Genomic DNA, 12,876 nt, shown 5'->3' on the forward strand with positions numbered 1-12,876 from the left:
GAAGTATAAATGAAAATACTAATCGTAGAAGACAGCGCCATACAGAGGGAGTTGCTGAGGCGTGCGCTCACACAGGCGGGTTATGAGGTCATCCTCGCAAGGGACGGCATTGAGGGGCTGTCTTTGGCCCAAACGCAGATGCCAGCGTTGATTGTAAGCGATATAGCGATGCCGGGTATGGACGGGTTTGAGATGTCCTATAAGATAAAGACCCTTGAGTCAGTAAAGCATATTCCGGTGATTTTACTGACTGCCCTGTCAGACGCGAAGGAGATTATCAGGGGCCTTGAGGCAAAGGCCGATTTCTATATAACGAAGCCGTATAATGAGCATTATCTGCTGCTGAGTATAGAGTCTTTGCTGAAAGACGCCGCCTCCCCGTCAAAGGACTACGACCCGGAGGCCGGCCTTAAGATAACCTTCATGGGCGAGGAATATCAAATCAAATCCAATCCCAGACAGATATTGAATCTCCTGCTTTCGACATATGAAAACGCCGTCGGAAAAAACCAGGAATTAATTCAGACCCAATTCGAATTGAAAACCCTGAACGAGGAACTTGAAGATAAGGTCAGAGAACGCACCAGGGAACTCCAGGCGTCGGAGGAGAGTTATAAAATACTCTTTGAGAACATGTTCAGCGGGTTTTACAGGTTTACCCCCGATGGTAAGTTCCTGTCCGTGAATCCGGCGTTTAACAATATGCTTGGCTATTCAAGCAAGGAGGAGCTGCTTTCTTTTTGCGGCGAACTGCACTGCCTGTATTTCAGGCAAAAAGAGTATCAGAATTTTATGTCGGCCTTGAAAACCAAGCAATCAATAAAAGACTTTGTCAGTCATTTGAGGAAAAAAGACGGCAGTGAGCTGATAATAGAACAGAACATCCGGGTTGTGAAAGACGAGATGGGGCAGCCGCTCTATTTTGAGGGTTTTATTAACGACGTAACAGAGTGCAAACACGCCGAGGCGCAGTTGATAAAACTCTCAAGCGCCATAATACAAAGCCCTGTGGCCGTAACAATAACCGACCTTGATGGCAGGATAGAGTTCATTAACCCCAAGTTTGTAGAGGTAACGGGCTATAACCGTGAAGAGGCGATAGGCAAGACATCAAGTTTTCTGAAATCAGGAAAGACAGCCCCTGAGGTATATGCTGATTTATGGGGGACAATCAAAGCCGGAGAAGTTTGGCAGGGTGAGCTGCTGAACAAACGGAAGGACGGGGGATTGTACTGGAACAGCATAACGGTGTCGCCAATAAGGGACGCCGACGCCGTAATCACGCACTACCTGTCTGTCAACGAGGACATAACAAACCGCAAGGAAGTGGAAGAGGCCCTGAGGAAGGCAAAGGAGGCCTCAGAGGTGGCAAACGCCGCCAAGAGCGAGTTCCTTGCCAACATGAGCCACGAGATTCGCACCCCTATGAATGCCATTATAGGAATGACCGAGCTTGTCCTTGACACCGAGTTAAAAGTGCGTCAAAAGGAATACCTTGATACGGTGTTAAACTCCGCGAACTCGCTTTTGACCCTGCTCAACAGTATTCTGGACTTTTCAAAGATCGAGGCTGGCAGGCTGGAACTGGAAGAGGTAAACTTTGACCTTAGGGAAATGATAGACAATATCTGTGACCCGCTCTCAATCCAGGCTCACAAAAAGGGGCTTGAACTCTCAAGCCACATAAAGCCTGACGTGCCGTTAAAACTAATCGGAGACCCTGCGCGCCTCGGACAATTATTTATAAACATCATAGGCAACGCGCTGAAATTTACCGACATGGGCGAGATAGTGGTAACAGTGGCATCTGAACAGGTCCGTTGTGACGACAAGACCGCCATGCTGCTATTTTCTATTTCGGATACCGGCATAGGGATACCCGCCGAAAAGTTTGACAAGATATTCGAGCAATTTTCGCAGGCGGACGGCTCAATGACAAGAAAATACGGAGGAACAGGGCTGGGGCTGGCCATATCGAGGCAGCTCGTATCGCTGATGGGGGGCCATCTATGGCTTGAATCCGTAGAAGGGCAGGGCAGTACGTTTCATTTTACGGCCAGACTTACGTTGGGCCTGGAGCAGAAGTGCCAGTCTTCGTTTAATTTTAAAAACGCCAATATCCTTATCTCCTGTAATGTCCAATCATGCGGCACGATAATCAGGGATTTTCTGATTGGCTCAAATGCTGAGGTATCAGAGGCGGCCGGGGCCAAGGAGACCTATAATAAACTTATTGCCGCCAGAGACAGAGGACGTCCGTATGATATAGTCTTTCTGGATATCAGGCTTTCCGGTGGGGGTGGGTTTAAGATGGCGGAACAGATAATGGGAGACCGGGCGCTTGCCTGTTCGGTTGTTATGCTGCTTAATACTAACCACCGGGCCGGCGATATAGACAGATGCCGTGAAATCGGTGTGGTGTCATATATAATCAAACCTATCAAGTACAAGGATGTCATAGCAACCATGACAGAGCTGCTCAACAAGCCGTTGTCTGGCTCAGTTTATGAAAGAAAGGCCAGGTCAGTCCATGTGCGGCTGCCTGCCGGTGAAGCGCCGGTTCGTGTTCTGCTTGTGGAGGACAATGTTACTAACCGCATAGTGGCAAGGGAGATACTTAAAAAGCACGGGTATGTGGTTACTGAGGCCGAAGATGGCGCAAAGGCACTTGAACTGCTTGAAGGGGGGATGATTGACATCATACTCATGGATGTACAGATGCCCGTGATGGATGGTTTTGAGGCAACGAGGCAAATAAAGGCCAGGCAGGCAACATTGGCAATTCCGGTTATCGCAATGACCGCCCACGCGTTAAAAGGAGACAGGGCCAGATGTATAGAGGCGGGAATGGACGACTATATAACGAAACCGATCAATTCGGTTGAGTTGATTGAGATGGTTAGAAAATATACAAAAGGAAACGACACACCCGCGGCTGACCGCCCGGCCGCAACACCCGACACAGGCCGCTCAGACGATGTGCCTCTGCAAGCCGCCCCAGTGGCAGTCGGCGATAACATTGAGGCGGACAGACTGGCGGTTGAAAATATCATGACACAGATAGACAAGTCTCAACTCATAGAATCGCTGCCACAGGGGGAGTTAAGGGTGTTTATTGAAAAGGCGGTGAACATTATACAAACTATAAGGGATGCCCTTGAGGCTGGCAATTATTCGCTCGCAGAGAAAAAAGCTGAGGCAATCAAAGACAATGCCGAGAAACTCTCACTCGCGGAGATCAAGACCGCCGCGTTTCGTATGATGCTGGCGTTGAGAAAATCTGATATAGACAATGCCAACAAGCATTTTAAGACAATAGTGGAGGAGTTGGATAAGTTAATCAATAAAACACATGAGGGTAAGGAGCTGAAATGAGGATACTGATAGCCGACGACGAATCAATAAATCGAAGAATATTACTGGAGATGCTTGCTGATTATGCCGACTGTGACGTTGTAGTAAATGGTCTTGAGGTTATTGAGGCCTTTACGATGGCACATGAGCAGAAGAGGCCGTATGAGCTTCTGTGTCTGGACATCATGATGCCCGTAATGGATGGCTGTGAGGCGTTGATGCAGATTCGCAAGATGGAAACGGTAATGAATATAAGTCCTGATGACAGGGTAAAGGTTATAATGGTAACGGCGGTGGACAGGCCTAATGAGATATTGCAGTCATACAACGGGGACTGTTCGGCCTATATGATAAAACCGATAAACAAAAAGGCCCTGATAAATCAAATAAAAGAAATAGGGCTACTCAAGTAAGAAGCACCTGAGCAACCCTGAGATTGTGCCAAAAATTGCAGATGCCGGGGCCTCATACCTAAGAGTTAATTATAACACGCCTACGCTCCGCCCTGGGCCATTTTAATGTTAATAGCCTGAAAGGGTTTTGCCGCGTTAGGCTTGGCCTTGCCAATTTTGAATTCCACGTCAACGACATCCGTGTCATCCTTTGAATAACTATCGTATTTATATTCGATCAGTTGCTCGAGTTTTTCGACGAGAATCTCATCTTCCACGTTGGAAATGTGAAAATACACGTTCTCTTTGATCGCATCCGCTATGAGAAACCCCCAACGATGCTGAAATATCTTCACCCTTCCTTTGAATATTTTTCCACTTTCGTACGCCTCGTCCTGTGTTAACCGGTTGGCATAACCGGAGAGTTCCTCTCCTTTTGCTGGGGCTGATTTCCCATTTTGTTGAGTGCGTACGGTGAATGCTGACGGCTCGGTAACACTAAAAAAGGCATATTCGTCCGGGGATGCGATTCTCAGGCCTACGATGGACACGTCTTTATACTCCTTTTGAAAGGCAAAGGCAACCAAGGCGTTCTTGAGAAATTCGTAGCCAAAACTGTTAATATTAGACAGTGTTAATTTCTTAAACTCGGCATAGATACTCTTTTTTATTCCATTCCTGTTCATTTTCTGTACGAAACCCTGTATCTCGTCAAGACGCCTGGATTCATTGCTGTCATCCACATAAGACGTTATTTGCAACGCGATAGGAAACGCCCCGCTAAAAGACGTAATCGGGATAAACCTGTGTACAAGGGCGTCAATCCCCAGTTGGTCAAGGTCCTGAGAGCGTTCAATAACCCAGTCCTTACCCAACAATTCGATGATTCTGTTTTCTAAATCAAAACCTTTCACTTATTTATACCTCCTTTTTCTGACCTTAAGGAGGCCCCGGCGTTGTCAAAGATCATTCAGCACACATATTTTACAACATAACCAGATGTTTTTGCAAATCGTAGCCAGGGCAAGCGCATTTGAAAAATAAAGCAGACGATACCTATGCAATCATTCCGGCTTTGTCCCTTTCCGTCATTCCGGCTTGTCCGGAATCTTCCCTTTAGTGGGAGTTTCATAATGACTGTACGTATCCTGATGCATAAGGACAGATTCCGGACAAGCCGGAATGACAAAAATAAGGGGGGCAATTTCTAATGCGATTGCCCTGAAATCGTAGCAGAAATCATGGGAGATAGATAAAACATGGCGAGATTTACGAGGGGGGTTACCCCCCTTCGTCTTTAATCCTTACTCTTGAATTAGCGTTTAATCAGCCTTTTGAACGTTTGCCGCTCTTGGCCCTTTGTCCTCTTCAACTATATCGAAAGTCACTGCCTGGCCTTCTTTCAGAGATTTGTAACCAGAGCCCTCTATGGCCGAGTAATGGACAAATATATCCGTTCCATCTTCCTTCTGTATAAAACCATACCCCTTTGTTTCATTAAACCACTTTACCTTCCCGTTAAATGACATGCGCAGTCCTCCTTACCAAAGCGTACCTGCAAGAACACCCTGCAGTGTTAAAGGCTGTCCACTTACCGTCACCCGCTTAGACTGGTATATTATTCTCTGAGAGGATAACGATTTTAGGCACATAGTTCTTTAATAACATCTCATTTCCATCTTCCTGTACATAGGCGAAGGCGAATATGATTATCTTATCGCCTTTAACACCCTTTCTGGCTGCGGCACCGTTGAGGCAAATTTGCCCTGAGCCTCTTTCTCCCGGGATAACGTACGTTTCGAAGCGTTCCCCATTGTTGATATTGCTTATCATAATTTTTTCATAGGGATACAGGCCGGCGAGGTCCATCAGATTCTCGTCCACTGTTAACGAACCGGAGTACGAGAGGTTGGCCTCTGTCACCGTTGCCTTATGTATCTTGGTTTTCAACATACACCTGAACATAGTCTATTATAACAAATATGACGAAGTAATGCAAAATAAGAAAAAAAAAGAGAGGCGCAAGCCCCGCGCCTGCACCTCCCTTGCCTAAAACGAATTAATATCCTACTAAATTTGTACCGTCGTCGCAGGTATAGCCGACGAAGCGTTTTTCAACTACACCGGACTGTGTCTGCAGGCAAGACATTACAATAGTCTTACATGTCGCAGTGGACGACGTAATTGTAAGTACGCCTGAGTATGAGGTAATGGTGCCGGAGGGAAGTTCGTCAGCGAGGCTGGCCACTACCGTGCCTGTGCGGTTGTAGATAGAATTTTTACTGAAATATAACATACGCGTAAACCCTGACATGGGGGAATATTGTGAGGCGATACTGTGAGCGGTTTGAGCCGCCCCGCCTGTTTCTTTTGTCATCACCTTAAATGATACGGTAGTGCTGTTATCAGATGTGGTGTTATCAGGGTTCAGATTCGAAACCATACAGTAAGTGACCATCAAGCCATCTGTGTAGAGATATGGCAGCGTTAGATTGACCGTGCCCGCCTCTGCCCTTGTGTGCGGACATAATACCCCTGCTAAAATAAATACCGCCGCTACCGCTAATGGCACCAGCATCCTTTTTACGTCCAGTACCCTTTTTACGTCCAATACCCTCTTTACGACTTCACTTTTGAACATAGCTGCCTCCTTGCACAATTTATTGCCTCAACGGGCAATCATATGTGGGACTCAATCCTGCGTCCCATTGTCCATGCCAGATAATATTCTACCACATATATATCGGCAGGTTTAAGACAATTCAATAGTTATATTATATAATATTTTTAAGTAAAAACGATAAACAGAAGATAAGTTGCGATACTTCCTAAGAGGGCGCCTATTATGACCTCCGCCACGGTATGAATTTTTGATTCAACGCGGCTTGCCGCTATTGCGGTCGCACCAAGAAACGACAGTGTTGACACGACTAAATTTTGGGTTATAACAGTTATTGAAACCCATACTGAAAAAGACAACGCCGCGTGTCCGCTTGGCATTCCTCCCCTTAGGGGATGTCCTTTTCCAGAGGTTAACGACTTAACGAGTATGACTAAAATCGAGACGATTATCAACGACAAAACGGCTATTTCGTTACCGCCGTGGGCAGTTATAGAAAGTCCGCGTTTAAAGAATTTTACGAGATAGGGAAACAAAATGATATATCCGACGATAGCCGAACCCACCGCCGATATAAGAACGGCACCGGCGGCCACATCTTTAGCGATTCTGGCCTGTTCGCTTATTTGCGGGGAGCTGATGTCAACAACGGTTTCTATCGCGGTATTCAGCAGCTCAGTAGTTATTACGAGTATAGTAAGGATTGAGACAATGAGGAATTCGGTGGTAGTTACGCCTGAGGCATAGCTAAAGAGCAGGACAGCCGTGGCGGCATAAAGGTGGTAACGCACGTGGCGTTCGTTTCTTGCCGCGGTTAAGATGCCCTCAATGGCATTATTTGCGCTGTCAATCCATTTTTTTAAGGGCATTGAGGAGTTCCGCCTCTTTTTTTTTCATTAAACGGCCATGTTGGGCGTCTATCTCGTGGTCGAAGCCAACGAGGTGCAGGAGGGCGTGGACGAGAAGTATCCTTAATTGTTTCTGAGCCTCAGCCGTTTTCGCCTCAGGGCTCTGACGCGGGTCGAGTTGTGAATATATCCATTGTGTATTAATTATCACGTCACCCAGAAGGAAGTCGCCCTCTTTGGGGAATTCCCTCATCGTGTTGTACATTGGAAACGAAAGGACATCTGTGGTCTTGTCCACGCCGCGGTATTGCTTGTTGAGGGCATGCATCTTGTCATCATCTACAAGGACTATACTGAGTTCAGCTCTTAGGAGCGGATGTCCCGCCCTTTTTGAACTCAATAATGTTAGAGCCATGTTCGCCTGATGTTTGGTCCAGCGCAGGCTTATCTTTTTCTTTTTGTTGAGGTTCTCTATCGCTGTTTTTATTTTTATCTCCTTCCTGGGCGGCGGGCTTGTTAAAGTCAAACCCCGGATATTCTACCCTCTTGTGCAGGATACCGTTTAATATATACGTAAAGCGTTCTTTTATCTTGTTTATGTCTTTCAGTGTCAATTCGCATTCGGTCAATTGCCCGTCTATCAGCACGGTATTGATAATCTTTTCGACGAGGCCGGCAACGCGTGCCGGTGTAGAGTCTTTGAGAACCCTTGAGGCGGCCTCAATGGCGTCGGCTATCATAACAATGGCGGCTATTCTGTTTTGGGGTTTAGGCCCGGGGTATCTGTAATCCTCTTCTTTGGGCGGGTCGGCCTGTTCCTCTTTTGCCTTTTGATAGAAATATGTAATGAGGTGTGTGCCGTGGTGCTGAGTGATTATGTCTTTGACAAGTTCGGGCAGTTTATATTCGTCGGCCAGCTCAAGGCCTTCCTTTACGTGAGAAATCAGAATCATACTGCTCATGTGAGGGTTCAGTTTTTCGTGCTTGCTTATTGAGCCAGACTGGTTTTCCACAAAATATTCGGGCATTTTTATCTTTCCTATGTCGTGGTAATAGGCCGATACCCTTGCCAACAATGGGTTGACGCCAATGTCTTCCGCCGCCGCCTCAACCAGATTTCCTACAATTACGCTGTGGTGGTATGTGCCGGGTGCGCTTATCATCAGGTTTTTCATCAGGGGCTGGTTCAGGTCGAGAAGCTCAAGCAGGGTGATGTCTGTGGTTACCTTAAATAGCGATTCGAGCATTGGCAACATGATAGAAGTAAACGCCGATATGGTTATACCGCTTGTCAATGCGAAGATTAATGATGGAACTATGATTTCAATAGTGCGATTTGAGCTGAACGTGGAAAAGACGAGGACTGAGATGACGTTGGCTATGCTGACATACAGTCCTCCTCTGATAATGTCGGAGCGTTTTTTACATCTGATAACAGAAAAGGCCGCTATTATGCTCCCCGCAAACACATAGAATGTGTAGTAGGCGTCGTTTTGCCATATGCCACTTAGTATGCTTATGATGAAGGAGAAAATAATTGCCGTGTGCGAGTCGAAAAGGAGCATCACGAGCATTGCCCCTGCCTGCACGGGCAGTCCGTAGATTATTGTCTTTTGTTCATGCAGCCCAAGCCCTCTGGTAAAATTGATAAAAATATATTCTACCAGGCGGCCAAAGACTAATGTGCCAAAGAACATCAGCCCAAGGAGCATTATCATCTTCTGCAGCTTTAGATACGATGGTTTATATCGGAATATATCCATAAACATTATGGACACAGCTATCATGCAGATAGAAAAAATCCCTATGAAATTAGACACATCCAGAGATTTCACAATGGTCACAGAGATGAGCAGGGAAAAAGTCAAAACGAAATACAAAATCTTAGGGTCAATGTTGTGTTTGAATATCCTAAAGGGTTTAACGCCTTTCGTGCTTTTCATAGGCCTTTATAATCTCCTGTACCAGTTTATGTCTGACCACGTCTTTTTCGGAAAAATAGATAGTCTTAATTCCTTCAATATCTTTCAGGATGCGTTGTATCTCCACAAGGCCGGAGGTCTTGTCTGAGGGCAGGTCAATCTGTGTTATGTCTCCGGTGATTACTGTCCTGGAATTGATACCGAGCCGTGTGAGGTACATTTTCATCTGTTCAGCCGTGGTGTTTTGCGCCTCGTCCAGTATAACAAAAGCGTCTTTGAGCGTCCTGCCGCGCATATACGCAAGGGGGGCTATCTCAAGGAGGCCTTTTTCGATGAGCATCGAGGCCTTATCGGCGTCTATCATATCGAAAAGGGCGTCGTACATGGGTCTCAGATAGGGATTTATCTTTTCGTAAACGTCGCCGGGCAGGAAGCCGAGTTTCTCCCCGGCCTCAACAGCAGGACGAGCGAGGATTATTCGGCTCACCTGTTTTTTCATATAGGCGTTAACGGCCATAGCCATAGCCAGATAGGTCTTGCCCGTGCCGGCCGGTCCAATGCCTATGACTATATCGTGAGTCTTTATAGCCTCTAAATACTTCCACTGCGTCTCTGTTTTTGGGGCGATATATCTCGTCTTTGACGGTACGGGGATATAGTTGTCAAAGACATCCCTCAGACCGGCACTGTCCTCAGCAACGCCAAAGCGGTTTATCGCGTTTCTTATGTCGTCTGTCCTTAAAATGTTGCCCTCTTTTTTATAATCATATATATCCAGAATCATCTTTTTAGCTATCTTCACCTTGTCGTCGCTGCCTTCTATTATGACCTTGTTGCCCCTGACACTGACAGCAATTCCAAGGGTATCCTCAACTGCCTTCAGGGATTGGGAGAGGCCGGCATTCAGAAAATCAAGGTCTTTATAACTGCTTATCGGTATCTCTAAGGTTATCGTTGGGCCTCCTTCATAAAGCCCCTGATACCTTTCTTGTTTAATCTCGTCATCATCTGTGATGCCTCGGACTTTGTAAAGTTGCCTCCAACTCTTACCTTAAATAGTGTTACGCCATCGTTAACGGGATTTTTTATAACATCGGAGTCAAATCCTTTCATTTTGAGATCGTCCTGAAGCCTCATAGCATCGCCGACATTTTTAAACGCGCCTATTTGAATAAAATATTTTTCGCCTGAGTTTGCCGGTGGACTCTCCTTGGGTATTTTTTGCTGTTTGGCGGTGGTCTTTGCTGATTCCTTAGCCGCGTGGAACGTGCCCTGGGTGCCCACAGCGGGAGGTGCCACAGGCGTTAAGACGTCCTTAACCGCCGGGCTATTAGTTATAGGGGTGGGTGCGGGTGTTTTTGTCTCAATCTGAGGCTTGGTATCAGGGACTCGCTTTGCTGCATCGGGGGATTTCGCCTTAGGCAGGATAGGGCTTGTGGCCCTGGGTAACTGAGCTTCTGGCTTTAATTGCCCCGGTTGCTCCGGTTTCAGTTGCTCCTGCTTTAGTTGTTCCGGCTTTATTTGTTCAGCATGGGGGGGCTGAGGCCTTACAGCGTCGGCATGTTGAAGTTCTTCGCCCGGGTTGACGAGTTCATAGTTTTTAACCGCCGGAGGTACATCCTGCGGTTTAACCGCGGCTGCCTCTGTTTGTGCGGGCGGTGCTGGTGGAGCTGGTGGAGCGGGGACTGCCGGCTTAACCGTCCTTGCTTCAATAATGGCCGATTCAGCCTTCTTTGCCACAGCCGTAGTTGATACCTTTTTCCCTGCGAAAAACCCCAAAATAAAGCTCGCGGACGAAAACAACACCACTACCACAATCAACAACCCCTTCCCTTCAATAAAGTCATAACCAATCTTATCAAATAATCTGCCCTTCACAGTATAAGCATAACATCACCGTAGGAGAAAAATCTATATTGGGCGGCTATGGCAGTTTTGTAAGCACGCAAAAGACGGTCTTGCCCTGCAAATGCACAGGCAAGCAAAAGCGGTGTGGAGCGCGGCAGGTGAAAATTGGTTATAAGCGCGGTGGCCGCCTTAAATTCATAACCGGGATAGATAAAAATATCCGTAGAGGCGGTTATTCTCTGGTAGCCATTGGCTGAGCCGCTTGTGTTGATTAATTTGTATCTGCCGCACGACAAGGCCTCAATTGCCCTTGTCGTTGTTGTGCCGACTGTGACGGTCTTATTGCCGTTTATTTTGGTTTCCTTTATTTTCTCAGGCAGGGATGTGTCAATTTCAAACCTCTCGCTGTCCATCTTGTGGTCTGAGACATTGTCGCTTTGAATCGGTTTAAATGTCCCCTCGCCGACATAGAGCGTGACAGTCTCAAGCACTACGCCCTTGTGTCTTAGAGAGTTAAGTATCTCATGTGTGAAGTGAAGCCCGGCGGTAGGGGCGGCTATTGAGCCTTCTTTTTTGGCATACACGGTCTGGTATCTCTCCATGTCAATGCCGCATGGGGGCCTTTTGATATATGGGGGCAGGGGCATAAGGCCGAATTCACGGAGTTTGTCCTCTAATGGGCCGTCATGGTGAAAAACCGCCTCCTTCCCATCTGAAACATCAGCATAAAAATCTTCTGAAAAAAACACCCGCCCGGTATACCTTCCCTTTGTGAGAATTCGATAAGCGCCGGTTTCATTCTTCTGTGCGATGAGCACACCGATAGCTTTGCCTGCCTCGGTTTTACCCGCAAGCCTTACGGGGAGGACTTTTGTATCGTTGAGGACAAGCATGTCACCGGCGTTAAAATAATCCGCTATGTCATCAAACGTCCTGTGTTCAATACAGTTGTCCCCGCATAGCACCATGAGTCTGGATTTACCCCTATCATCCAGAGGATATTGGGCTATTAACTCCTCAGGGAGGTCAAATAAAAACCCGGACATCCTCATCTGCTTAAAACTGCGGTTAACATATAGCATGATTATACAACATTAGTTTTACCTTTTAATGAGAAATTTGTTATATAATTACACATGCGTATAATCAATCAATTGAACAGGAGGTGATAAACGTGAGCTATAAGAGTTTAATAGTTTTTACTGGCATTGCCTTGTTATTGTCCGGTTTTTCTGGCAATGCAAACGCTGTGCCCACAACTGCTGATTTGCCGGAGCTGTCAACTGTCACTGCTGGCGATTTAACGCCCGGCAATAGTGTCAGCACATGGCCTAAAGGCGGTAATCCTGTATTATTAGCGGAAGGGCCGCCGCCACCAAAAAATCAGGGCAATGTGCGCCGTCCCGCACCTCAGTCACCGGCCCCCCGGCCACCAGCTCCGATTGTTCGTCGTCCAGCGCCGGTGCATCGTCAGCCAGCAGAGGTGCGCCGCCATGCTGAAGAGGTGCGCCGACATCTGGCGGCGGAGCGTCGTCACCAGATGCCTGGCTCTCAGCCACCGGCTGTGGCAACCCAACCGCCGTCGGGCTCTCAGCCGTCAGGAGTGCTACCTCGTCCGACATCGGGTTCTCAGCTTCCAACTATGACTCCGACATCGGGTTCTCAGCCGTCGGCAGTGGTACCTCGCCCGACATCGGGTTCTCAGCTTCCAGCTATGACTCCTCCACCGAAATCGCCCTAGATGGGAGTTCGTAAGACATTATCGGCGTTGTTAACAGGCCTTGTGTTGAAAAACATGAGGCCTTTTCCTTGATTGTGGAGTGAAACTAAAGATATTCCTGTAATACCAAAATAGAAATGTCCTATTCTACCAAAGTAGAAATGTCCTAAAG

The 12,876-nt window shown here is 47.0% G+C and carries 13 protein-coding genes; 3 read left to right on the forward strand and 10 right to left on the reverse strand.

The annotated features are described in order from the left end of the window. The first annotated feature begins 9 nt into the window (after positions 1 to 9). Positions 10 to 3,375 (forward strand): response regulator, encoded by a 3,366-nt coding sequence (locus tag AB7D94_RS03415; RefSeq protein ID WP_420264321.1) that lies wholly within the window; start codon positions 10 to 12, stop codon positions 3,373 to 3,375. Further along, positions 3,372 to 3,767: a response regulator gene (locus AB7D94_RS03420; protein ID WP_420264322.1), complete on the forward strand. Its 396-nt coding sequence runs from the start codon at positions 3,372 to 3,374 to the stop codon at positions 3,765 to 3,767. The genes AB7D94_RS03415 and AB7D94_RS03420 overlap by 4 nt, the downstream gene beginning before the upstream one ends. Positions 3,768 to 3,847: 80 nt before the next feature. Here the strand turns inward: AB7D94_RS03420 and AB7D94_RS03425 are convergent, their stop codons facing one another. The 10 genes from AB7D94_RS03425 to queA form a co-directional block, all read right to left on the reverse strand. Then, complete coding sequence (locus tag AB7D94_RS03425) at positions 3,848 to 4,660, reverse strand: hypothetical protein (protein ID WP_420264323.1); 813 nt, start codon at positions 4,658 to 4,660, stop codon at positions 3,848 to 3,850. A gap of 408 nt (positions 4,661 to 5,068) precedes the next feature. Next, positions 5,069 to 5,275: a cold-shock protein gene (locus AB7D94_RS03430; RefSeq protein WP_420264324.1), complete on the reverse strand. Its 207-nt coding sequence runs from the start codon at positions 5,273 to 5,275 to the stop codon at positions 5,069 to 5,071. 76 nt (positions 5,276 to 5,351) lie between these two features. Then, positions 5,352 to 5,711, reverse strand: coding sequence for an aspartate 1-decarboxylase (panD, locus tag AB7D94_RS03435; protein WP_420264325.1), 360 nt, complete (start codon positions 5,709 to 5,711; stop codon positions 5,352 to 5,354). 94 nt (positions 5,712 to 5,805) lie between these two features. Beyond that, a complete protein-coding gene (locus tag AB7D94_RS03440; RefSeq protein ID WP_420264326.1) occupies positions 5,806 to 6,387 on the reverse strand; it encodes a hypothetical protein in 582 nt (193 codons plus the stop codon). 146 nt (positions 6,388 to 6,533) lie between these two features. Beyond that, a complete protein-coding gene (locus tag AB7D94_RS03445; protein ID WP_420264327.1) occupies positions 6,534 to 7,235 on the reverse strand; it encodes a diacylglycerol kinase in 702 nt (233 codons plus the stop codon). Then, the gene (gene ybeY, locus AB7D94_RS03450; protein WP_420264328.1) at positions 7,213 to 7,629 is read right to left on the reverse strand and encodes an rRNA maturation RNase YbeY; all 417 of its coding nucleotides are present in this window, start codon (positions 7,627 to 7,629) and stop codon (positions 7,213 to 7,215) included. Before ybeY ends, AB7D94_RS03445 begins: the two co-directional genes overlap by 23 nt. Further along, positions 7,574 to 9,157 (reverse strand): HD family phosphohydrolase, encoded by a 1,584-nt coding sequence (locus AB7D94_RS03455; RefSeq protein ID WP_420264329.1) that lies wholly within the window; start codon positions 9,155 to 9,157, stop codon positions 7,574 to 7,576. The genes ybeY and AB7D94_RS03455 overlap by 56 nt, the downstream gene beginning before the upstream one ends. After that, the gene (locus AB7D94_RS03460; protein ID WP_420264330.1) at positions 9,135 to 9,938 is read right to left on the reverse strand and encodes a PhoH family protein; all 804 of its coding nucleotides are present in this window, start codon (positions 9,936 to 9,938) and stop codon (positions 9,135 to 9,137) included. The genes AB7D94_RS03455 and AB7D94_RS03460 overlap by 23 nt, the downstream gene beginning before the upstream one ends. Before the next feature lie 146 nt (positions 9,939 to 10,084). After that, positions 10,085 to 11,014 (reverse strand): SPOR domain-containing protein, encoded by a 930-nt coding sequence (locus tag AB7D94_RS03465; RefSeq protein WP_420264331.1) that lies wholly within the window; start codon positions 11,012 to 11,014, stop codon positions 10,085 to 10,087. Further along, on the reverse strand, positions 11,011 to 12,066 hold the full coding sequence (queA, locus tag AB7D94_RS03470; RefSeq protein ID WP_420264332.1) for a tRNA preQ1(34) S-adenosylmethionine ribosyltransferase-isomerase QueA: 1,056 nt from the start codon (positions 12,064 to 12,066) through the stop codon (positions 11,011 to 11,013). Before queA ends, AB7D94_RS03465 begins: the two co-directional genes overlap by 4 nt. Before the next feature lie 92 nt (positions 12,067 to 12,158). On the opposite strand from queA, the gene AB7D94_RS03475 reads away from it, so the two are divergent. Next, positions 12,159 to 12,725, forward strand: coding sequence for a hypothetical protein (locus AB7D94_RS03475; protein ID WP_420264333.1), 567 nt, complete (start codon positions 12,159 to 12,161; stop codon positions 12,723 to 12,725). The last annotated feature ends 151 nt before the right edge of the window (positions 12,726 to 12,876 follow it).

Source organism: Candidatus Magnetominusculus dajiuhuensis (assembly GCF_046044395.1).
GTDB classification, from domain to species: Bacteria; Nitrospirota; Thermodesulfovibrionia; order Thermodesulfovibrionales; family Magnetobacteriaceae; genus Magnetominusculus; species Magnetominusculus dajiuhuensis.

Bases quoted from the DNA above. Each gene is read 5' to 3' on its own strand.
- AB7D94_RS03415 (WP_420264321.1), top strand. From the start codon at position 10: ATGAAAATACTAATCGTAGAAGACAGCGCCATACAGAGGGAGTTGCTG.
- AB7D94_RS03455 (WP_420264329.1), bottom strand. From the start codon at position 9,157: ATGAAAAGCACGAAAGGCGTTAAACCCTTTAGGATATTCAAACACAAC.
- panD (WP_420264325.1), bottom strand. From the start codon at position 5,711: ATGTTCAGGTGTATGTTGAAAACCAAGATACATAAGGCAACGGTGACA.
- AB7D94_RS03430 (WP_420264324.1), bottom strand. From the start codon at position 5,275: ATGTCATTTAACGGGAAGGTAAAGTGGTTTAATGAAACAAAGGGGTAT.
- AB7D94_RS03440 (WP_420264326.1), bottom strand. From the start codon at position 6,387: ATGTTCAAAAGTGAAGTCGTAAAGAGGGTATTGGACGTAAAAAGGGTA.
- AB7D94_RS03445 (WP_420264327.1), bottom strand. From the start codon at position 7,235: ATGCCCTTAAAAAAATGGATTGACAGCGCAAATAATGCCATTGAGGGC.
- AB7D94_RS03420 (WP_420264322.1), top strand. From the start codon at position 3,372: ATGAGGATACTGATAGCCGACGACGAATCAATAAATCGAAGAATATTA.
- ybeY (WP_420264328.1), bottom strand. From the start codon at position 7,629: ATGGCTCTAACATTATTGAGTTCAAAAAGGGCGGGACATCCGCTCCTA.
- queA (WP_420264332.1), bottom strand. From the start codon at position 12,066: ATGCTATATGTTAACCGCAGTTTTAAGCAGATGAGGATGTCCGGGTTT.